The sequence below is a fragment of the Pseudomonas sp. MPFS genome (assembly GCF_022537035.1).
Lineage (GTDB): Bacteria > Pseudomonadota > Gammaproteobacteria > Pseudomonadales > Pseudomonadaceae > Aquipseudomonas > Aquipseudomonas sessilinigenes.
In genome coordinates this window covers 278,341-299,369 of the sequence record NZ_CP066123.1, presented here as the reverse complement: position 1 = coordinate 299,369, position 21,029 = coordinate 278,341, and the positions used below count along the sequence as shown (strand labels likewise).

The window sequence follows — 21,029 nt, the reverse complement described above, 5'->3', positions numbered from 1 at the left end:
TCCTGCGGTCTGCGTAAGGAGCGAGGCTTGCCCGCGATGGCGTACTCAAGAGCGCCTCAAGCACCCGGGGCGTATCACCCCTGCCACTTGCCGCCTTCGACAATCACGCTGTCGGGGTTGGTGTCGTCGCTCAGCTCCTTGCGCACGTACTGGTCGTACAGCTTGAGCAGGTACTTCTGCTCGCCCAGCTTGGCCAGCTCGGCGTTGACCCAGTCACGCAGCTCGGTGTTGCCCTTCTTCACCGCCGGGGCGATCGGCGCCTGCTCGCCCAGGGTCTGTGGCAGCACGCGGTAGCCCGGGTTCTGCTTGGACCAGCTGAACAGGATCAGGTTGTCCTGGGCGTAGGCATCGCCACGGCCATTGGCCAGGGCCTGCAGGGACTCGGTGTTCTTCTCGAACTTGAGCAGCTTCCAGTCCGGGTGGTTCTGGGTCAGCCAGATATCCGCGGTGGTGCCGGTGGTGACGATGGTGGTGCGGCTCGCCAGGTCATCCAGGCTCTTCACCGGACTGCCCTCTGGCACCAGGGCCTGGACCGCGACCTTCAGGTTGGGGTTGGTGAATTCCACCGCTTCCTTGCGCTCGGGGGTCACGGTCATGTTGGCCAGGATCAGGTCGACCTTGTCGCTTTGCAGGAACGGAATGCGGCTGGCCGGCTCCACGGCGACGAACTCCACCTTGTTCTCGTCGCCCAGCAGGTCCTTGGCGAACTGCCGGCCGATGTCGGTATCGAAGCCCACGTAGCGCCCGGCCTCATCGACGAAACCGAACGGCGGCTTGTCGGTGAACACGCCGACGATCAGCTTGTCCCGGGCCTTGATCTTGTCCAGGTAGCTGGCCGCCGGCGCAGCGCTGGCGGCACTGGCCGCAGGCTTGGAGGCCTCGGAAGATTTCTCGCAGCCGGCCAGCAGGGCCAGGCCGAACAGCGGTAGCAACAACAGTGAAGACTTGACGGTTTTCATAAGAGCTCCAGTTCCTTTCTAGGGGCTTTCTTGGGTAATGCTTCGACGAACGAGAACTTCTCCAGGAACTGCTGCGCGCGAACGGTCTGCGGGTTCGTGAAGAAAGCCTCGGGGGTGTTCTGCTCGAGGATGCGGCCAGCGTCCATGAACACGATGCGGTCGGCCACGGCCCGGGCGAAGGCCATTTCATGGGTGACGATCAGCAGCGTCATGCCGTCCCGGGCCAGGCCCTGGATCACCTGCAGCACTTCCTTGACCATCTCCGGGTCCAGCGCCGCGGTGACCTCATCGAACAGCATCACCTGGGGGTTCATGCACAGCGAACGGACGATGGCGATGCGTTGCTGCTGGCCGCCGGACAGCTGCCGGGGAAACGCCTGGCGCTTGTCCGCCAGGCCGACCCGTTCCAGCAGTGCCTCGGCCTGGGCCTGGGCCTCGCGGCGCTGGCGCTTCTGCACCTTGAGCGGGCCGAGGAGGATGTTGTCCAGCACGTTCATGTGGGGAAACAGGTGATAGCTCTGGAACACCATACCGATCTGCTGGCGTACCTGGCGCCAGTCGGTGGCCGGGGCCAGCAGCTCGCGGCCGGCAAAGCGCAGGTGACCGCCCTGGGCGCTTTCCAGGCCGTTGAGGCAGCGCAGCAGGGTGCTCTTGCCGCAGCCGCTGGGGCCGAGGATGACGATCACCTCACCCGACGCCACGCTCAGGTCGATGTCGCGCAGCACCTGCTGCGAGCCGAAGAACTTGTTGAAACCCTGGAACTCGATCAATGCGCTCATGCTTGCGTCCAGCGCCGCTCCAGCACGCGGGAGGCGGCCGACAGCGGGTAGCAGATGAAAAAGAAAAACAGGAACAGGACGCCGTAGATCAGCACCGACTCGTAGGTACGCTCGATGATCTGCTGGCCGACCTTGATCACGTCCACCACGCCGATCAGCACCGCCAGGGAGCTGGTCTTGATGATCCGCGTGTAGACGTTGATGGTCGGCGGCGTCATGCGCTTGAGGGCCTGGGGCAGCAGCACGTGGCCATACAACTGCAACGTCGACAGGCCGATGGACAGCCCCGCCTCACGCTGGCCCCGGGGCAGCGAACGCAGCGCCCCGCGCACCACCTCGCCAACCTCACTGGCGCCCCACAGCGACAGCACCAGCACCGCACAGGTGAAGCTGGGAATGCTGATACCGAAGAAGATCGGGAAACCGAAGAACAGCAGGTACAGCCAGACCAGCACCGGGATCGCCCGGAACAGCTCCAGGTAGATGCGCAGCGGTACATCCAGCACTCGCCGCTGCAGGCTGCGCAGCACGCCATAGAGCACGCCGCCCAGGGTGCTGAAGACGATGCTCAGCAAGGAAATCGATAAGGTCTGCTCGGCGCCCCGGGCCAGTTGCGGCAGGGACACCAGCAGCAGCTCAAGACCCGAACTGGCCATGTTGCAGCCTCCTTTCCAGGTAGCTGAGCAACAGCGACAGCGGCAGGAACAGCAGCACGCAGATCAGCGTCAGTACCGCCAGCATCTCGTAGGTCTTGTAGTACAGGGCGATGTAGCTCTTGGTGGTGTAGAGGATCTCCGGCACCGCCACCGCCGAGACCACGGTGGTCTCCTTGAGCAGGAAGATGAAGTTGGCGAACAGCGACGGCAGGCTGAGGATGCCCGCCTGGGGCAGGATCACGTAGCGCAGCAGTTGCCAGCGCGACAGGCCGATGGAGCGCCCCGATTCCAGCTGGGCCAGCGGCACCGCTTCGACCCCGGCGCGCAGCACCTCGGTGAGATAGGCACCGCCGAGGAAGGTCATGGTGATGATCGCCGCGGTGAAGCCGGAGACCTTGATCCCCAGGGCCGGCAGGGCGAAGTAGACGAAGAACAGCTGGATCAGCAACGGCGTGTTGCGCGCCAGCTCCACGTACAGGCCGATCAGGCGGTGCACATAGGGCGTGCGGAACACCAGGAAGGTAGCGTTGATCAGCGCCACCAGCAGGGAGGTAGCGATGGCGATCAGGCCAACCTGCAGGGTCACCCCCACGGCCTTGAGGAACGCCGGCAGGGTGCTGAGGATGAAAGCGTAGTCGAGGGTCATTGAACGTCCTGGACGCCGCTGGGATACAGCGGCGGTGATGCAGTCCATGGGGCGATGGGTAATCGCCGGGGTGAGCGCGACTCTAAAGCTATAAAAAGCAGAATTTAAATACCGTTAAGGCATATTGATATCACCCAAAAACCTAACCCGCGGATTTGCCGGGCTGGCGTCGAGCGACTACCTTTTTTGCCTTGCCTGCCGGGTTCATGAGGGCCTAGGCATTTCCCAGGACGCGCAGCTTCACAAGGACGATGACCATGGCCGATGAAAAGACTCCGCAACCGCTCGATCCCCATGACTTGCTCAAATGGCTCATGGCCTTGCGCCGGGCCATGCAGCCGGCAGGCTGACGCTGGCCAAAGATTGCAGGCAATAAAAAACGCCGACGCTGGCCTAGCCGTCGGCGTTCGAACCTTGAAGGGGGTTGTCCGATGGACAAGCTAGCCCATCAGAAGGCCGGCAATACTGCGCCGCTGTATTTCTTCTCGATGAAAGCCTTCACTTCAGGGCTGGTCAGGGCCTTGGCCAGCTTCTGGATGGCCGGACTGTCCTTGTTGTCCGGACGGGCCACCAGGAAGTTCACGTAGGGCGAGTCGGCGCCTTCGATCACCAGCGCATCCTTGGCCGGGTTCAGGCCAGCTTCCAGGGCGTAGTTGGTGTTGATCATGTCCAGGTCAACCTGGTCCAGGACCCGTGGCAGCATGGCCGATTCCAGTTCCCTGAACTTGAAGTTGTGCGGGTTCTTGGCGATGTCCTTCGGAGTGGACACGGCGTTCTTCGGATCCTTGAGTTCGATCAGGCCGGCCTTGTGCAGCAGGATCAGCGCACGACCGCTGTTGCTGCCTTCGTTGGGGATGGCGATGCTGGCGCCGTCCTTCAGCTCGGCCAGGCTCTTGACCTTCTTCGAGTAGCCGCCGAAAGGCTCGACATGCACGCCGATCACGGTCTCCAGGTGGGTGCCCTTGCCTTCGTTGAAGTTCTTCAGGTACGGCAGGGTCTGGAAGTAGTTGGCGTCCAGGCGCTTCTGGTCCACTTGCACGTTGGGCTGCACGTAGTCGGTGAAGACCTTCACTTCCAGGTCCACGCCTTCCTTGGCCAGGGTCGGCTTGATCAGCTCGAGGATCTCGGCGTGGGGCACCGGGGTCGCGGCGACGACCAGCTTCTCGCCGGCCTGGGCGATACCGGCGCCCAGGGCTGCCGCCAGTGCGGTGAACAACAGAACTTTTTTCATGGGATGTCCTTAGGTGTCGGGGGACCGACGACGGCTGCAAACAGGGAGTGGATCGGGATACTGGTGAAGTGCCACTTTTGGCGTGGATCGGACAATACCGAGATTTTTTATTCCCGAACAATATCTTTTATTCAAGTTCATATTCCATTTTGTTCATACAGCCGGGAAGCCCCTGGCCAGAGCTCCCGCCTACCGCGGCGCCCGGTGAAGTGGTGTGGCCGCTGTCGAGCGCGGCAAGGCTGGGTCCAGGTAGGCTGGGCCTTCAGGTAGGCAATTGAGCGCACTTCTTGGCGGCCGCTACGCGCCCTTACGCAGCCTGTAGCCGCTGCCGAGCCTGCGAGGCTGCGCACGAGGACGCAGTCCTCGCGAAACGAACCCCTCCCAAAGCTCGTAGCGCCGGGATAGACAGGCGCTACGCACCCAGGCGCAGCCTGCTCCAGTGCCTACACCGCCAGCAGTTGCTTGAGGGCGGCGCGGTCCGCCTCGGTGCCGGACTCGAGAATCCCGCGTACCAGCAAGCGCACCTGCTCCAGGGGCGCGGCCTGGGATGGCAGGTTGAGGTGTTCCGGAAGGATTTCCCCACCATCGCTGACCAGCAGGGCGAAGTGAATGACGTTCTCCAGCTCGCGGGTATTGCCCGGCCAGCTATGGCGCTCCAGGACCTGCTGCGCGGCTTCGCTGATCAGCGGCACCGGCAGGTCCAGGCGCTGGCTGTAGATCCCCAGGAAGTATTCGGCCAACGACTCGATGTCCCCCACCCGCTCACGCAGGGCCGGTAGCTCCAGCTGGCCCTCGCTCAGGTAGCGGTACAGGCGCTCGTGGAACTTGCCCGCCGCCACCGCCTGGGCCAGGTCGATGCTGGTGGCCGCCACCAGGCGCACATCCACCGGGCTTGGCTGCTGCGCGCCGACCCGGGTCACCTCGTGGTTCTCCAGGGCCGCCAGCAGCTTGGTCTGGATCGGCAGCGGCAGGTCGCCGATCTCGTCCAGGTACAGGGTCCCGCCATTGGCCGAGCCGAACCAGCCGGCCCGGCTGCTGGCCGAGCCGCTGAAGCTGCCCGCCGCATAACCGAATAGCTCGGCATCGGCGTAAGTCGGGCTGATGGCCCCGCAGTTGACCGAGACGAACAATCCACTGCGATCGCTGGCGCGGTGGATATGCCGGGCCAGCAGCTCCTTGCCGGTGCCGGTCTCGCCACGGATCAGTACCGAGGTCGAACGCGGCGCCAGTTGCTCCAGCTCCTCGCGCAGCTGGCGCGAACGCGGATCGACGAACACCAGCGCCTTGGCGCGGATGCTCAGGGGGCTTTTCTCGGCATCGGGAAAGGTCAGCAGCGGCTGGCCGAAGGGGGTATGCGAACTCATGGCGGACTCCCGCCCCAAGGCGCCTGGAGGCGGGGGCGTTTAAACGAAAAAAGAAAACTCAGGCACGACGCAGGGCGTGCTGTTCCATGCGGTTTTGCAGGCGGTAGAGATAGGCGAAACCCTGTTCCCAGCGATAGTGGCCGGACTTGACGTTGATATGCCCGGCACCGGCCAGGATCCCGGCTTCGGCGCCCCAGTCCCGGGCCAGCTCCAGGGCTCGCGCCGCGCTGACCGCGCTGTCGTTGTCCGAGCTGACCACCTGGCTGGGGAACGGCAGCAGGCCCCGGGGGATCGGAGCAAAATTGCGCAGCGCCGGCACACAGGCCGGACGCTCCACATCCGCCGGCGCCACCAGCAGTGCGCCACGCACCTGGCGCAAGGCGGCCAACGGCGCCCGGGCCGCCCAATGGGCCACGGTGACGCAACCCAGGCTGTGGGCGATCAGGATCACCGGGGTGTCATCGGCGACAATGGCTTCGGCCAGCGCCGCTACCCAGTCTTCCCGGCGCGGCGTCAGCCAGTCGGCCTGCTCCACTCGCGCACTGTTGGGCAGGCTGCGCTGCCAGTGGCTTTGCCAATGATCTTCTGGCGATCCTTGCCAGCCCGGCACAATCAAGTAGCGAATGGATTCGTTGCGCATGGGGAACTCTCCTGCTGCGTGTCTGTTCCCGAACGAGTATAGGGAGGGGATTTATATTGGTTAAGGAATAAGAAGCTATTTATTAAGACTCATAAAGAATATAAAACCCACCCCACTCCGCCTTGTGCAATCGCTGCCGCAGGCGCGCAGCAGCCGCCAGGCAGTCCGTTCGACCGCGCACTTGAAGTGCCCTGCGGGCCTCGCTGCGCTCGACAGCGGCTACAGGGCTACAACAAAAAAAAGGCCGCACCCTGCCAAGGAGACGGCCTGAAAAGTCGTGGCTTTGTTGCTCGGTATCAGCGGGCGGTGATCACCGACAGCTTGGTGATGCCCGCACGCTCGATGGACGCCATGGCCCGGGCCACCTCGCCGTAGTTGACGCCATCGTCGGCCTGCAGTTGGACGCGGACTTCCGGGTCCTTCTGCTTGGCCGCTTGCAGGTTGGTTTCCAGGAGATCCGGCTGGATCTCGTCCTTGTTGATGAACAGCTTGCCGGTGCCATCGATGCTCACCACCAGCGGGTCCTTCTGCTCCACCGGGGCCACGGCCTCGGTCTTGGGCAGGTTGATGGGAATGGCATTGGTCAAGAGCGGCGCGGTGACGATGAACACCACCAGCAGCACCAGCATCACGTCCACCAGCGGGGTGACGTTGATCTCGCTCAGTACCTCGTCGCTATCCTGGGTCGAGAAGGCCATGTCAGGAGGCCTCCTTCACTTTGTGGCCGCTGCCCTGGGCCGCGACTTTGTGCGCAGCCGGATGGATCAGCACGCGGAACGAACTCTTCTGCGCCAGGCTGTAGAAGTCATGGGCGAAGTCATCAAGGTCGGCGGCGGTCAGCTTCAGGCGCCGCAGGAAGTAGTTGTAGACCAGCACCGCCGGCACCGCGACGGCGATCCCCACGCCCGTGGCCACCAGCGCCGCACCAATCGGGCCAGCCACGGTTTCCAGGCTCGCCGAGCCCGCGGCGCTGATGCCCTTGAGCGCTTCCATGATCCCCCACACGGTGCCGAACAGGCCGATGAAGGGCGAGGTGCTACCGATACTGGCGACCACCGCCAGGCCCGTCTCAAGGGAGCGGCGCTCACGCACGATCTGCTGGCGCAGGGCACGCTCGAGCCGGTCCTGGTGGTTGATCGCCTGGCTCAGGTCGGCGGCGTGGGGCGCATCGCCCACCTGGATCGCCGCATAACCGGCCTGGGCCACTCGGGCCGCCGCGCCGGGCTGGGTTTCGCTCAGGGGCGCGGCCGAGTCCAGGCTCGACGCCGCCCAGAACTGATTGTGGAACTTGCGATCCTGGGCCTTGAGGCGGGCGAACTGCACGCCCTTGACCAGGGCCAGGCCCCAGGTGGCGACGGAGAAGACCACCAGCAGCCAGATCACCGCGCTTTCGATCGATTCCAGTGGAGATGCCAGTAACGTCATGATGTGTTCCCTCTATAAGCGTGTGGATCGGGCCTTGTGGCTCAATGGATCTTGAAATCGATAGGTACGCTGACCCAGCCGTCCTGGGCTACGTCGCCCTGCTTGGCCGGGACGAAGCTCCAGCGCTTGACCGCGGCCAGGGCCGCATCGTCGAGTTGCTGGCGCCCACTGCTCTTCTGGATCTGGATCTCTCCCGGCTTGCCGCTGGCCAGCACATGTACCCGAAGCAACACCGTGCCTTCCCAGCCCCGGCGCTGGGCCAGGGACGGATACTCCGGTGCCGGATTCTTCAAGTACGCCGCATTGGCCGAAGCCGGCGTCACCGGAGCGGGGGCCGGTGGCGCAGGTGGAGCCGGGGCAGCGACCGGAGCAGCCGGCTGGGGCGCTGCCGGAGCCTGTTGCACCGGTTTAGGCGCAGGTTTGGGTTCAGGCTTGGGCACCGGTTTTGGCTTGGGTTTGGGCACCGGCTTGGGTGGCGGCGGCTTCACTGCCAGCTCATCCTCCACCGGCGGTGGTGGCTCCACTACCGGCTGGGCTGGCTGCGGAGGCGGTGGCTCGACCACCGGCGGCGCCGGATGCGAGAACTCGATGGTCATGGGCGGGATTTCCGGCGGTACCACCGGCAGTACCGGCGTCGGCTTCTGGCTCAACCAGTAGATCACCGCGCCGTGCAATACCAGGGCCGCCGCACCCAGGAGGATCGCCTCGCGCCGGCGCAATACCCCCTTGGGCGTGCGCTGCAGGCGAGCCTGGCCCAACGGCGAGCGATGCGGCCGACCGAGGTCGACCAACTCGCCGCTGGGTGCCTGGCGCCATGGCACCTCCTGTGCACTGGCGACGGTCTGGACATTGCCCATTGATTCACTCCCTACGATCTTGTGCGGATAACCCGGCACCAGCGCTCTGACTCCCCCACGCAACGGTGCCGCAGACCAATGATCCGCGCCCCACTCTTATCTCTTAAAGTAATCTTTCAAGTTATATATAGATCGATATGGAATATTGGAAATCAGCGAAACGCTCCAGCCCCCGTGAATCAAGGGCTGTAGCCTTCACGCTGAAAACCCATGCTTTACCGGCATGAAAAATATTCCCTGAAGGCATCGAAAACACCCGCTCGACAGTAACCCCACAACTAACCAAGACACTTTCCCAGCAACTAACATCAGGACCATAAACCTCCAGGCACGACAAAGCCGTCGGAATACCACACTATTCAAAATCAAATAGCGGATATCCGACGGCTGCCGGACTTGAAACTAATTACTGCTTGAGAAATTCACCACTCAAGCCAACTACATCACCGCTGAAGTTGCTGCGGGCCCCGGATGCACGCAAGCGGGCATAGTTGTGGTCGGGAGAGAACAGCGCCCAGGCCTGGTAACCGTAGCCGTCGTTATAGCCGGAGACATTGATGATGGTCGGCTGCCCGGTGCTGTTCTGGAAGTGGTAATGACCGGCGACGCTGTACTTGACTCCGGCCTGGGTCAACTCACCGCTGAACGAACCGTTGGAATCGTTGCCGTCGGTCACGACCAGGCGGGCGTCAGCGTTGGAGTTTACATAGGTGCCATTGATGCTCGACATAGTGCTGGTTTCCTTATGCAATTAAAGGTTTCTTCCAATGAGGCAAGTTCAGATAGAACTCACGAACCCAGCATGGTCGGCATTCATAAAGTTGTCCAAGCCAAACTATTGAATAAACTAATCAAATAGCTATAGAGCCCAGCACGGGACATATAAGCTATATCCATTTCAAGGCAACCTATAACTTTCCAGCCGCCAGAATTTGCAACTTCTCCTGCAGTTCCTTGCCTGCCCGGCTCAAGCCGCTGCCGGCATACAGGGCCAGGCGCACGCCCTGGATATCCGGCAGGCCGCTGTCGGCATCGAGGATGCGGTGCTGCTTGCCCAGCACCCGCACCGGCAACAGGCTGATCCCCAGGCCCGCGCCCACCGCCGAGCAGACACTGGCCAGGCTGGCGCTGGAATAGGCGATGCGCCAGGGCCAACCGCCCACTTCCAGGTGATGGAGCATTTCCTGGCGGTACAAGCCCCCCACCGGAAAAGCCACCAAGGGCAGCGGTTCGCGACCGAAGGCCGGCTGCCGGAGGCTGTCGGCCCAACACAGCGGCTCGGGCCAGGAGTCCAGGCAGTCCTCGCCATGGCCCATCTGCTTGACCAGCAACAGGTCGAACTCGCCACGCCGGTATTGGCGCAGCAACTCCGGCCCCAGGCCGCAAGTGACCTCCAGGCGCACCGCCGGGTAGTCGCGGCCAAACCGTGACAGCAACGGCATCAGGCGCTCGGCGGCATAGTCTTCCGGCCCCCCCAGGCGCAGTACCTCTTCGCTGCGCTGGTTGATCAGCACGTCGCTGGCCTCTTCGTGCAGCGCCAGGATGCGCCGGGCATAGGCCAGCAGTCGCTCGCCCTCCACAGTCGCCACCACCCGGCGCTGGTCGCGGTCCAGCAACTGGCAACCCAGGCTCTCCTCCAGGCGCCGTACCTGCTGGCTCACGGTGGACTGGGTCAGGTGCAGGCGCTCGGCAGCGCGGGTGAAGTTCTGGCAGTCGGCGACCGCCACGAAACTGCGTAACAACACGGGATCGAACATTGCCAAACCATTTTGATAGCCACTGATTTGCATGATTATATTTAATTTCAGAATACCCATGGGGTTGCTCATACTCGCTGTTCATCAGCAGGAGCGGGAGGTTTCCATGACATTCAGCCTGTCCCTCAAACGCGGCCTGTTGGCCGCCAGTCTGTTCACGGCGGGGGTGGTAATGGCCAACGACAATGCGTTGCTCGATGCGGTACGCAACGGACAGTTGCAGCAGGTACGCGAGCTCGTCGCCCAGGGCGCGCCGCTCGACGACCGGGGCCTGGACGGCAGCAGCCCCTTGCTGTTGGCCACCCGCAGCAACCAGGTGGAGATCGCCCGGGTGCTGATCGAGGCTGGCGCCGACGTCAATCGCAAGAACCTGATGCAAGACAGCCCCTACCTGCTGGCCGGTGCCAGCGGCTACGACGAGATCCTCAAGCTGACCCTGGCCCATGGCGCCGACCTCAAGAGCACCAACCGCTACGGCGGCACGGCGCTGATCCCGGCCTGCGAGCGCGGCCACGAGACCACCGTGGAGTTGCTGATCGCCGCCGGGGTCGATCTGGACCACGTCAACCGCCTGGGTTGGACCTGCCTGCTGGAGGCGATCCTGCTCTCCGATGGCGGCCCGGCGCACCAGCGCATCGTCAGCCGGCTGATCGCCGCCGGTGCCGACCTGAACCTGCCGGACCGCGCCGGGATCAGCCCCCTGCGCCATGCCGAACAACGCGGCCAGGAGGCCACTGCCCAACTGCTGCGCGAGGCCGGGGCCTCCTGAATTCGCGTGGCGCACGCCGGAGATTTGCATGCATAACGATCAACACTTCCTCGAACGAGCCGTGGCCCTGGCCCGGCGCAATGTCGAGCAGGGCGGCCGGCCCTTCGGCGCCTTGCTGGTGCGTGACGGCCAGGTCCTGGCCGAGGCGGTCAACGAAATCCACCTCAGCCAGGACCCCACCGCCCACGCCGAATTGCTGGCGATCCGCAGCGCCAGCCAGCAACTGGGGCCGCGCCTGGATGGCTGCGTGATCTACGCCAGCGGCCAGCCCTGCCCGATGTGCCTGGCGGCCATGTACCTGTGCGGCGTATCCCGGGCAGTGTTCGCCGCCAGCAACCAACAGGCGGCGCCGTTCGGCCTGTCCACCGCGGCGATCTACGAACAACTGGGCCAGCCCCTGGCGACCCAAACGCTGCCTGTACAGCACCTGCCGCAGGCGGCGATGAACGCGATCTACCAGGATTGGCAGGACCGTCATGGCGCGCACTGAATCAGCGTTCAAGACCTTCGCTGGCTGGGCCTTGCTGGTGTGCCTGGGGCTGAACCTGCGACCGATCCTCAGCTCGGTCAGCCCGCTGCTGAACCAGATCCGCGAAGCCACTGGCATGAGTTTCCAGAGCAGCGCCTGGCTCACCAGCCTGCCGGTGATCTGCATGGGCCTGGTGGCCCTGCTGGGTGTGCGCATCGAAGCGCGCCTGGGGGAACGCCGTGGGGTCTCCCTGGGGTTGCTGCTGGTGCTTTTGGCCTGCCTGGCGCGCCTGTACTTCGGCCAGGCACAGGCCCTGCTGGCCAGCGCCTTGCTGGGGGGCGTCGGGGTCGCGCTGATCCAGGCCCTGGTGCCCGGGTTGATCAAGCGCCAGTTCCAGCAACGGGTAGCCCTGGCCATGGGCGTGTACTCGGCCTCGCTGATGGGCGGTGGCGGGCTCGCCGCGCTGCTCAGCCCGCAAGTGGCCCTGCACTTCGCCAACTGGCAGATGGGCCTGGGGGTCTGGCTGCTGCCGGCCATGGCGGCGCTGTTGCTGTGGACCTGCCTGCCCCTGGGCGCCGCCCGCCGCCCGGGTGCCCGATCCGTGACCGACAGCCTGTGGGGCAACCGCCGGGCCTGGCTGCTGGCGCTGTACTTCGGCCTGGTGAACTGCGGCTACATGAGCATGGTGGCCTGGCTCCCGGCCTACTACCTGCAGATGGGCTGGAGCGCCACGATGAGCGGTTCGCTGCTGGCGTTCATGACCGTGTTCCAGGTCATCGCCGCACTGTTGATGCCCGCCTTGGCCCAACGCAGCGTCGATCGTCGGCCCCTGCTGGGCATCAGCCTCGCCGCCCAGGCCCTGGGCTTTCTCGGCCTGGTGCTGTGGCCGCTGCAAGCACCGCACGTGTGGGTGGCGCTGATCGGTTTCGGCCTGGGCGCCTGCTTCGGCCTGAGCCTGATCCTCACCCTCGACCACCGCCGCGATCCCCGGGAGGCCGGGCAACTGGCGGCCTTCGTGCAGGGCGTGGGGTTCTTGCTCAACGCCGTCTCGCCCTGGCTCACCGGCTGGCTGCGCCAGGTCACCGGCGACTTCACCAGTGCCTGGTGGGTGCTGGTCGCCGGAGCCGTGGCGATGCTGCTCCTGACCCGCATCTTCAGCCCGTCCAGCTACCAGCCCAGGGCCAGTTTCGACCCCGCCGCACAAGCCGCATGAGCCTGGAGCCGGGTCCATCAGGCGGCTCGTGCCGAGCCGTGCGCAGCCTGCGGCAGCGGCTACGCGCAACCCTGTAGCCGCTGTCGAGCGCAGCGAGGCTGCGACCGGGCGCACAGCGCCCGCAACACCCAGCGACGCGCTGCGGCAGGTCACCCATGAACAGCAAACAACGGCCACCGGCCGGGACTCAATGGAGTGGGCCAAAGCAATAGACGTTGGAGCGCGGGAAAATATTAGGGGAAATAAATTATTGTAATTCGATAATTATTTATCAATAATCCGCCACCCCCACAGTTTTTCAAGGAATACCGCATGCCCCTCCAAACCAATGGTTCCGCCCAATACCGGTTACGCCGGGTTGGCGTGCTGGCCGCGATCCTGGCCTGGGTCATGGGCGTGGTCGAAATCGGTGGCAACGCCGGGCTCTGGATCTACAGCAAGGACCAGGTTCTGGGTGCCCTGCTCGGGGTCTTCGCCGAACACTCGCCGCGCCTGCTGGAAGCGGACTTCAAACTCTCCACCCTGAGCTTCACCCTGCTGGTGATCCTGGACTTCCTGCCACTGCTGCTGACCAGCTTCGCCCTGTGGCTGACCGGCGTGTTCTTCCTGCGCCTGTCCCGAGGCGAAACCTGGAGTGATCGCAACATCCGTATCCTCTGGCGCGTGGGCATGCTGTGGATCGTCGCCCCGGCCACCTTCCCGATGATGGAGACCCTGCAAGGCCTGGCCCTGTCCATCGATCTACCGCCCGGCCAGCGCATCCTGCAGATCTCCGCAGGCTTCTCGTCCTACGCCGCTTACGAAGTGGTCAAAGGAATCTTGCTGTGCTCGTTTTCCATTATCATGCGCGACGCGAAAATCCTCAGTGATGAGCACAGTCACTACATATAGAACAATGAGATGACCATTATCGTTCGGCTTGACGTTGTCATGGCTAAAAACAAGATTCGCTCGAAAGAGCTGGCCGCCATCCTGGGCATTACCGAGGCCAATCTGTCGTTGCTGAAAAATGGCAAGGTCAAGGGGATGAAAATCGAAACCCTCGACAAACTCTGCGCCGCACTCGACTGCCAACCCGGCGACCTGCTGGAGTACCAGGCAGACTGAAACTGCGTCTCCCCCCTCGCGTGTGTTTGATCGAGTCCAGACCGTTAAAGCCTTTTCCAAGTCCTCACGTTGTTCAATGGCTGACTCATGACTCGTACCCTGCTCTACCCGCTATTCCTGCTCGCCTGCCTGCTGACTGGCTGCGCCAACAAACTCGACGTGGCACTCAATGCCACTCCGGCCCCCGACTACTACTTCGACCACCAGGCCCCGGTGCTGGTGACCGTCAGCGGTGCCAACTCCGCCAACGCCCTCAACGCCCGCTACTACCTCAAGGACATGGTGGCAGCCCTGCATGGCATGGGCTTCAAGCAGGTGTTCACCGATGAACCGTTGCCCGAGAACCATCCGCCGTTTCGCATGAACATCGCCCTCGACGTGGGCAGCAAGAAATCCAGCTACCGCTATACCGCTACCGACTATGGCCAGGTTCCCAGCAGCTCCAAGATGGTCTGCAAACCGTCGTCGAAAAAGAACCAGAACATGGTATGCGACAGCACCCCGACCATGACCTGGGGCCCGGTAGGCAGCTCGGAACGCACCGGCTACACCACCCTCTCGACCTTCAACGTCGAGGCCAAGGATGCCAAGAGCCTGCGCACCGTGTTCCTGATGCGGGTCTCCTCGTCCAACGACGATTGCCAGGACACCAAGGTCGAGGACTTCCTGGTCCAGCAGGGCCTGGATCACCTGGACTTTCGCAATCGGGTGCACCGCAACTACAGCGTCACCCTGCCCGAAGGCCAGAGCTGCAAGTAGCTGCCTGCCAGGCGCTTTGCAACCGCTGCGGCGCCACGCCTACAATCGCCCCCGCCGCCCGCCCCCCAGGCGGGCGCAGCCCCTCGATCAAGGCGCAGGACAACCATGACCATGGACTGGAATGCCTGGGACATTGAACCCGGGTCGTCGGTAGACGAACAATTGATCGCCCTGGTGCAACAACGCCTGGGCGTCGAGTTACCGCCGCTGTACCTGGAACTGGTGCGCTACGCCGAGGCCGCCACGCCAGGAATCGGCACCTTCGCCTATGGCAACGGCTACGCCTGCATCAGCGAATTCTTCGATTTCAGCCTGAACGACGCCCCCTGGACCCTGCTCTGGTACGCCAGCCCTGGCCGCGTGCCAGGGCTCGCCGCCGGCAGCCTGGCGATTGCCCGGGATGCCGGCGGCCTGCTGATCTGCCTGGACTTCAACAGCCCGCGCGTGGCGGTGGAAATCTTCGACCCCGACAGCGCCAACCGCTACCCGGTGGCCGCCGACTTCCAGGCCTTCGTCGAGTTGTGGCAGCCATGAACACACCGCGTAGATGGATAGTCGTACCCACCAGCCAGGGCGCCATGCAACGCCTGGACCTGGACCAGTGCCTGCCGGGCGACCTGGAGGAACTGGCCTTGTCCCCAGAGCACTGGGCGAGCCTGTCGCGCAGCGACCTGCTGCCGAGCTTGAACCGTGCCCTGGGCACCCTGATCGACGACTACGAAGACGCCTCGATCCAGGGCCAGGCCGACCTCGCCACGGCGCTGGCGATCCTCACCCAGGCCGCGACCGTCGGGGATGAACTTATCCACAGGCTCATCGCCCTGAATCGACTGGCCCTGGAGCGGGACACCGGCCTGTACTTCTACTTCTGAACGGGCAAGCGCCTTCGCCAGGGGGAGCTCGCGGGGTCAGATCCCGGCGCTGGCCTGTTTCAGCTGCAACTCTGGCGCCTGCACGGCGGTTTGCGAACGCGGCGTGCCCTCCGGCACCCAGTCATAGTTCACCGGCAGCGCGCGATACACCCAGTTGCTCACCGCCTCGCTGCCCGGGGCCTTGCCCAGGTAGGGGCTGACGTATTCCCAGACGATCTCGCCGGCGCCGGTGACCTGGAAGAAACGCCCATTCATGCCCTCGTCGATCAGGGTGTTGCCGTTGGGCAGGCGCCGCGCGCTGCTGATGAACGAGCTGTAGAAGGCCCAGCCCGGTTGCCTGGAACTGGCGGCGCTGTATTGCCAGACGATTTCACGCTTGATCGGATCGATCTCCAGCACCCGGGAGCCGGCGATCAGCCCCAGGGGCACCGAGGGGTAGCCGGCCGTGCCCTGGTTGTCGAACACCAGCAGGTTGCCGGCCCCCGGCAGGCCGGCGGGGATGATGTGGGCATCGTGCTGGCCGACGAACTGGTCCACCGGGCGCGGCAGCTTGCCGGCGCTCCTGGGCTCGATCGGCGCCAGGTTCGGTCCCAGGCGCCAGACCACCTTGGCGCTGTGCTTGTCGATGATGGCGATGAAGTTGGCGTTGCGTGAATCGATCAACAGGTTGTCCGGGGCGAAGCGTTTGTCGCCGGCGTCGAACCAGCGATTGGGGCCCACCACGCTGAGGTTGTTGATGTGCAGGTAATCCGGGTTGCTGGTGCCGTGCACTAATTTCAACTGGGCGGGAGTGAAGCCGAACTCCTTGAGGTGCTCGGAGGCCAGCCACTGCCATTTGACCTGGCCGTCGGGGCTGACTTCGTAGATCACGTCGTCGATCACCTGGGGCACCTTGAAGCCCGCCACCTTGTGCACCTTGTTGGCCAGCACCAGGGTGTTGCCATTGCTCAACCGGCGCTGGTCATGGTGCTGCTGGGCCGCGCCGCCGGGGGCCTGGTCGCCCCATTGCCAGACCAGCTTGCCGTTCCAGTCCAGCTCGCCGACGCTCTGGTTGCCCAGGCCGTTGCCCGCCGAGCCGAGCGGGCCGGGGTCCTTGTCCTTGAGTTGCAACAGCACCCGGCCGCGCTCGCCGCCTACCAGTTGCGGGTCGATGATGGCCGAGGGAAAACCGGCCTGGGGCCAGTTCCTGACCTCGTTGCCGTTCATGTCGATCAAGTGGGTCTGCTTGTCGGCACCGCTGAAGATCACGTACTGGTTATAGGCCTTGGCCGGGTCGTAGCGGGTCACGCCGGTGGGGTAGACGCTGGGCGCCGCGTGCAGCGCTCCGGCCAGCAAGGTGGTGGTCAACAAGACCAAGGGGGTTGTGGCGCGTGGCATGGCAGGCACTCCTGTTCGGGTTGAGGGGCGCCGGCAGTCCTGGCGCCAGGTGCGAAAGCGGATGTCAGAAGTCGTAGCGACCGGTCACACCCAGGGTTCGCGGCGTGCCCAAAAGGCCCTCATAGCCGCCGTTGCCGCCGGTCCAGAGGGTGGTGTAGTAGGTCTTGTCGAAGGCGTTCTTCAGCCACAGCGAGACATCCCACTGGCCCTGCTCGTAGTTGCCCCGCAAGCCGGTGGAGAGGTTGACCACGGCATAGCTGGGGATCTGCCCGTACTGGGAATCCTCCACCGTGCCCACGGCCTTGGAGCGGAAGGCATAGCTGGCGGTGACGTACTCCTCCAGGCCGTTGTCCAGGTTCCACTTGTATTCGCCGTTGGCGTTGGCGATCCATTTCGAAGCACCCACCACCTGGTGCCCGGTGAGATCGCAGGACGCCGGCGCCCCGGGACGCAAGCTGACCTCCGGCGGGCATGGGGCATCCTTGTAGGACAGGTAACGCACGTCGTTATAGGAGCCGTTGAGGTTCAGGGTCAGGCCGCGCAGCGGCACCAGGGTGCTTTCCACCTCGACCCCGCGCGAGCGCACCGAACCGGCGTTGGTCAGGTACTGCACGCGGTTGCCATAGTCGTAGGCGTTGGTCTGGTAGCCGTTGACCTGGGTCCAGAACAGGTTGGCGTTGAGTTGCAGGCGCCGGTCCCACAGGGTGCTCTTGAAGCCCAGCTCGGCGTTGTTGGCGCGCTCGGTGCCGATCAGCAACGAGTCGGCGCCGGCCGTGGGCGCGGAGCCTACCGCCAGGTTGACCCCGCCGGATTTCTCGCCGTGGGACAAGGTGGCATAGCCCAGCAGGTCATCGCTGAAGCGGTAGCTCAGGTTGAGCAACCCCGAGGGGCTGGTGCTGTACTGGTTCAGGTCGCCGGAATCATAGGCCCCGGCCCGGCCACGCCGGGCATTGGCCGCAGCACCGGTGACCGCGACACCGCCCAGGGGTGCATTGCGGCCGACCGAGGCGGTTTTTTCCTCGTAGGTGCCACGCAGGCCAGCGGTGAAATCCAGGCGCTCGGTGAGGTGCCAGGTGCCCTGGGCGAACAGGGCAAAACTGTCGGTGCGGATCTTGCCCTTGCCGATGCTGGTGACGTCGTTCAACGCACCGTTGGGCGTACCGTTCCAGATATCGGCCTTGGGCCCGTAGTAGGCGAAGGACTTGTTATCCAGGTCCGAGCCGAAGTAGTAGGCCCCCAGCACGTAGTCGAAGAACCCGCCGCTGGGCGAGGCCAGACGAAACTCCTGGGACCACTGCTTATCTTCCACCGAGACCCCGGCGTTGTAGGTGGCCGGCACATTGAGGCCATCGTCGTTGCGCGGGGTGAAGTTCCACCAGCGATAGGAGCTGACCGAGGTCAGGGTGAAGTCGCTGGGCAGGGTCCAGTTGGCTTCCAGCGAAGTGCCGCCCTGGAACACCGTGACGTGCTGGTCGTTGTCCAGGTTGACCTTGCGATGGCTGCCGTTGACCAGGGTCGCCCCCGCTGCCGCCGCGCGCGACTCATAGACATTGCTGCCGTTGATGGTCGGCCCGGTGCTGTACAGCACCCGGGTGCCGGCGCTGGAATCCTCTTCGTTGTAGTCGCCGATCCAGCGCAGGTTGAAGCTCTCGTTGGGCTTGTACAGCAACTGGCCGCGAAAGCCCTGGCGCGAACCGCCATTGAGATCATGGCCGTCGTGCTCGTTCTTGATGTCGCCATCGCTGCGGGTGCGATAGGCCGAGAACCGCCCGGCCAGCTCATCGGTCAGCGGCCCGGAAAGGGTGCCCTTGGTCTGGAAATAGCCATCCTCGCCCAGGGAGGTCTCGATGCTGCGCTCGGGGGTGAAGCTCGGCGCGCGGGTGCTGATGTTGATCACCCCGGCGGTGGTGTTCTTGCCGAACAGGGTGCCCTGGGGCCCGCGCAGCACTTCCAGCTGCTCGATGTCCATCAGGTCGAACACCGCCATCCCCGGCCGTCCCAGGTAGACGTTGTCGATGTACAGCCCGACGCTGCCTTCCAAGCCGTCGCTGGCCGGGTTGTTGCCCAGGCCACGGATCGACACGCTGGACTGGCGCGCATGCATGTAGGCGACGTTGACGCTGGGCACCAGCTGTTGCAGGTCCTGGATGCGATAGACCCGCTGGCTCTCCAGGGCCTGGCCGCCAATCACGCTCATGGGCGTGGGCACGTTCTGCGAGCTTTCCTCGCGGCGCCGGGCAGTCACGGTCACGGTCTGCAACTGGCCGTCATCGGCCTTGGCCTTGTTGGCGCTGCTCTTGGCCGGGCTCGCCTGGGGCACCGGCGCCTCCTCGGCCCAGCTCGCACTCCAGCCGGCACTGCCGGCCAGCAGCAGGGCCAGGGGCAGGCGCTTGAGCCGCCGAGGCGTGAGGGGTGAAGCGATGGACAACGGGCTCATGGGCGGCTCCTGGTCAGAAAACATACAGCTCGTATATTCCCTAAAGTTATTTATTTATGTTTTTACAAAGATTTACTGCATAAGAGATTGCCTTTATAAGGAGTCGACCTAATGCATAGCCAATGCATTTCCCCGATATTTTTTATGTGAAAAATGCATATCGACCTGCGCCAGCTCCGCCACTTCATCGCCCTCGCCGAGCAGCGCAGCTTCGTCGCCGCCGCGGCCACGGTGAACCTCTCGCAATCGGCCTTCAGCCGCAGCATCCAGGCGCTGGAGCACAGCGTCGGCTGCCAGTTGGTGGACCGTGGGCGCAAGGACCTGGCGCCGACCAAGCAGGGCCAACTGCTGCTGGAACACGCGCGGCGGCTGGTCAGCGGCGCCCAGCAGATGGCCAACGAAATCAGCCAGTTCAATGGCCTGGAAGCCGGGGAGTTGCGCTTCGGCTGCGGCCCGGCACCGGCGGCCGGGCTGATCCCCCGGGCCATCGGCAGCTTCATCGGGCGCTACCCCAAGGCCCGGGTGCAGTTCCAGGTGGAGGATTGGCAGAGCCTGGGCAAGCGCCTGCTGTGTGAGGAGTTCGAATTTTTCGTCGCCGATACCCGGCACTTCGAGGCCGACCCGGACTACCTGAGCCAGCGCCTGCGCCCGCGCAAATGGCACTTCTGCTGCCGTGCCGGCCACCCCCTGGCCGGGCGCGACAGCGTCAGCGCCAGCGAGCTGATGAGCTACCCGCTGGCGGTGACCATCCGCCCGCCGAACCTGCGCAAGGTCATTGTCGATCTCAGTGGCAAGCCGGACTTCACGCCCAATGTGGAATGCGAGAACAGCTACAGCCTGCTGGGGGTGGTGCTGCGCTCGGACGCCATCGGCATCGTCGGCTCCTACAGCGATGCCCTGCACCAGGCCAAGGGCGAGCTGGTGTGCCTGAAAATCGAGGGGTTGGCCGACGACCTGGAGGAGCTCTACACCCGCTACGGCATCGTCAGCCGCGCCGGGTATCGGCTGTCGCCGCTGGCCCAGGCGATGATCGAGGAGATCAAGCGTATCGATGAGCAGGACGAGGAAGTATGCAACCTGGACAACCTGGCGGTCTGAGCCGCCTCAAGACCGGCCTTCGAGGATCACAGATGCATGGCGATAGACACCTGCTGAAGGTGGTGTGGAAGTGAATTCCAACACCGCGAGATTGTCGCGAATGTTCTGATTAAAGCTAGGTAACAGTCCAGGCCATTGCCTGCGGCTTTTGCTTGCTGACAATTTTCAGGTGAGGGTCAATAGCGCGTAACAGCTTTTTGAGTTTTTGCTTGATGTCTGCCAAATCGACTTTAGGTTGATGAGCAGCAGGCTGTTCGATGTGTACCACCACGTGCAACTCCCGGCAGTTGAGAACGGCCTGACTCAAAGCTTGTTCATTGGCTGGGGTATTACCATTCAGTCGGGCCGGTAGCAAAGCGGCCAAAGTGCAAAATACCTTGTTGGCAATTGCCTCGGGTAATGCTGATGGCTTGAGCGCCAGAGGGTGACGATAGTCTTTGACTTCGATAAGAAAGGCTACCTGGCTCGGAGACAGCGCCAGGATATCCACAGCTTGAATGTTCGAGCGTTGCTTAACGAAATGATTTCGATAAAAGCTCCATTCATCAAACTTACTGGCTTGCCAATGGAGTGGAAACGTAAAGGTCAACCCATCAACATTCAACGCCGGCATG

General features: G+C 63.9%; 24 protein-coding genes. 9 read left to right on the top strand and 15 right to left on the bottom strand.

Features of this window, described 5'->3' with window-relative positions; all coding sequences use genetic code 11:
* Positions 1-74: 74 nt before the first annotated feature.
* The 12 genes from I9018_RS01275 to I9018_RS01220 all read right to left on the bottom strand — a co-directional run bounded on the left by I9018_RS01275 (position 75) and on the right by I9018_RS01220 (position 10,314).
* On the bottom strand, positions 75-959 hold the full coding sequence (locus I9018_RS01275) for a transporter substrate-binding domain-containing protein (RefSeq protein WP_241108549.1): 885 nt from the start codon (positions 957-959) through the stop codon (positions 75-77).
* Positions 956-1,738, bottom strand: coding sequence for an amino acid ABC transporter ATP-binding protein (locus tag I9018_RS01270; RefSeq protein ID WP_241108548.1), 783 nt, complete (start codon positions 1,736-1,738; stop codon positions 956-958). Before I9018_RS01270 ends, I9018_RS01275 begins: the two co-directional genes overlap by 4 nt.
* Positions 1,735-2,394: an amino acid ABC transporter permease gene (locus I9018_RS01265; protein WP_058438797.1), complete on the bottom strand. Its 660-nt coding sequence runs from the start codon at positions 2,392-2,394 to the stop codon at positions 1,735-1,737. The genes I9018_RS01270 and I9018_RS01265 overlap by 4 nt, the downstream gene beginning before the upstream one ends.
* Positions 2,375-3,040 (bottom strand): amino acid ABC transporter permease, encoded by a 666-nt coding sequence (locus I9018_RS01260; protein ID WP_068580113.1) that lies wholly within the window; start codon positions 3,038-3,040, stop codon positions 2,375-2,377. The genes I9018_RS01265 and I9018_RS01260 overlap by 20 nt, the downstream gene beginning before the upstream one ends.
* A 448-nt stretch (positions 3,041-3,488) precedes the next feature.
* Positions 3,489-4,271 carry a MetQ/NlpA family ABC transporter substrate-binding protein gene (locus tag I9018_RS01255; protein WP_053132753.1) on the bottom strand — a complete coding sequence of 261 codons (783 nt, stop codon included), beginning with the start codon at positions 4,269-4,271 and terminating at the stop codon, positions 3,489-3,491.
* A 443-nt stretch (positions 4,272-4,714) separates the two neighbouring features.
* Entirely contained in the window at positions 4,715-5,635 is a 921-nt protein-coding gene (locus I9018_RS01250; protein ID WP_068580111.1) for a sigma 54-interacting transcriptional regulator, read from the bottom strand.
* Between the two features lie 58 nt (positions 5,636-5,693).
* On the bottom strand, positions 5,694-6,275 hold the full coding sequence (locus tag I9018_RS01245) for an alpha/beta hydrolase (RefSeq protein ID WP_241108547.1): 582 nt from the start codon (positions 6,273-6,275) through the stop codon (positions 5,694-5,696).
* Positions 6,276-6,571: 296 nt separating this feature from the next.
* Positions 6,572-6,973, bottom strand: coding sequence for a biopolymer transporter ExbD (locus tag I9018_RS01240; protein WP_053132759.1), 402 nt, complete (start codon positions 6,971-6,973; stop codon positions 6,572-6,574).
* A gap of 1 nt (position 6,974) precedes the next feature.
* Positions 6,975-7,700: a MotA/TolQ/ExbB proton channel family protein gene (locus tag I9018_RS01235; protein ID WP_068580107.1), complete on the bottom strand. Its 726-nt coding sequence runs from the start codon at positions 7,698-7,700 to the stop codon at positions 6,975-6,977.
* Positions 7,701-7,741: 41 nt separating this feature from the next.
* Positions 7,742-8,557, bottom strand: coding sequence for an energy transducer TonB (locus I9018_RS01230; protein WP_241108546.1), 816 nt, complete (start codon positions 8,555-8,557; stop codon positions 7,742-7,744).
* Positions 8,558-8,963: 406 nt separating this feature from the next.
* On the bottom strand, positions 8,964-9,287 hold the full coding sequence (locus I9018_RS01225; RefSeq protein ID WP_068580103.1) for a hypothetical protein: 324 nt from the start codon (positions 9,285-9,287) through the stop codon (positions 8,964-8,966).
* Positions 9,288-9,465: 178 nt separating this feature from the next.
* Complete coding sequence (locus tag I9018_RS01220; protein WP_241108545.1) at positions 9,466-10,314, bottom strand: LysR substrate-binding domain-containing protein; 849 nt, start codon at positions 10,312-10,314, stop codon at positions 9,466-9,468.
* A gap of 106 nt (positions 10,315-10,420) precedes the next feature.
* Between I9018_RS01220 and I9018_RS01215 the strand changes: the two genes are divergently transcribed.
* The 8 genes from I9018_RS01215 to I9018_RS01180 all read left to right on the top strand — a co-directional run bounded on the left by I9018_RS01215 (position 10,421) and on the right by I9018_RS01180 (position 15,503).
* Positions 10,421-11,083 (top strand): ankyrin repeat domain-containing protein, encoded by a 663-nt coding sequence (locus I9018_RS01215; RefSeq protein WP_068580099.1) that lies wholly within the window; start codon positions 10,421-10,423, stop codon positions 11,081-11,083.
* Positions 11,084-11,111: 28 nt separating this feature from the next.
* Positions 11,112-11,573, top strand: coding sequence for a nucleoside deaminase (locus I9018_RS01210; RefSeq protein ID WP_068580097.1), 462 nt, complete (start codon positions 11,112-11,114; stop codon positions 11,571-11,573).
* The gene (locus I9018_RS01205; protein WP_241108544.1) at positions 11,560-12,765 is read left to right on the top strand and encodes a CynX/NimT family MFS transporter; all 1,206 of its coding nucleotides are present in this window, start codon (positions 11,560-11,562) and stop codon (positions 12,763-12,765) included. Before I9018_RS01210 ends, I9018_RS01205 begins: the two co-directional genes overlap by 14 nt.
* A 312-nt stretch (positions 12,766-13,077) precedes the next feature.
* Positions 13,078-13,656: a hypothetical protein gene (locus I9018_RS01200; RefSeq protein ID WP_068580093.1), complete on the top strand. Its 579-nt coding sequence runs from the start codon at positions 13,078-13,080 to the stop codon at positions 13,654-13,656.
* Between the two features lie 9 nt (positions 13,657-13,665).
* A complete protein-coding gene (locus I9018_RS01195; protein WP_022643915.1) occupies positions 13,666-13,872 on the top strand; it encodes a helix-turn-helix transcriptional regulator in 207 nt (68 codons plus the stop codon).
* 87 nt (positions 13,873-13,959) lie between these two features.
* The gene (locus I9018_RS01190; RefSeq protein ID WP_068580091.1) at positions 13,960-14,631 is read left to right on the top strand and encodes a hypothetical protein; all 672 of its coding nucleotides are present in this window, start codon (positions 13,960-13,962) and stop codon (positions 14,629-14,631) included.
* 105 nt (positions 14,632-14,736) lie between these two features.
* Positions 14,737-15,165, top strand: coding sequence for an SMI1/KNR4 family protein (locus I9018_RS01185; protein ID WP_164487261.1), 429 nt, complete (start codon positions 14,737-14,739; stop codon positions 15,163-15,165).
* Positions 15,162-15,503: a hypothetical protein gene (locus I9018_RS01180; protein WP_241108543.1), complete on the top strand. Its 342-nt coding sequence runs from the start codon at positions 15,162-15,164 to the stop codon at positions 15,501-15,503. The genes I9018_RS01185 and I9018_RS01180 overlap by 4 nt, the downstream gene beginning before the upstream one ends.
* A 36-nt stretch (positions 15,504-15,539) precedes the next feature.
* On the opposite strand, the gene I9018_RS01175 is transcribed toward I9018_RS01180, so the two are convergent.
* Both I9018_RS01175 and I9018_RS01170 read right to left on the bottom strand, forming a co-directional pair.
* Positions 15,540-16,880, bottom strand: coding sequence for an aryl-sulfate sulfotransferase (locus tag I9018_RS01175; RefSeq protein WP_241108542.1), 1,341 nt, complete (start codon positions 16,878-16,880; stop codon positions 15,540-15,542).
* Positions 16,881-16,944: 64 nt separating this feature from the next.
* Complete coding sequence (locus tag I9018_RS01170; protein ID WP_241108541.1) at positions 16,945-19,317, bottom strand: TonB-dependent receptor; 2,373 nt, start codon at positions 19,315-19,317, stop codon at positions 16,945-16,947.
* 153 nt (positions 19,318-19,470) lie between these two features.
* On the opposite strand from I9018_RS01170, the gene I9018_RS01165 reads away from it, so the two are divergent.
* Positions 19,471-20,415, top strand: coding sequence for a LysR family transcriptional regulator (locus tag I9018_RS01165; protein WP_241108540.1), 945 nt, complete (start codon positions 19,471-19,473; stop codon positions 20,413-20,415).
* 115 nt (positions 20,416-20,530) lie between these two features.
* Here the strand turns inward: I9018_RS01165 and I9018_RS01160 are convergent, their stop codons facing one another.
* Positions 20,531-21,028 carry a hypothetical protein gene (locus I9018_RS01160; protein ID WP_031321548.1) on the bottom strand — a complete coding sequence of 166 codons (498 nt, stop codon included), beginning with the start codon at positions 21,026-21,028 and terminating at the stop codon, positions 20,531-20,533.
* Position 21,029: the final 1 nt, after the last annotated feature.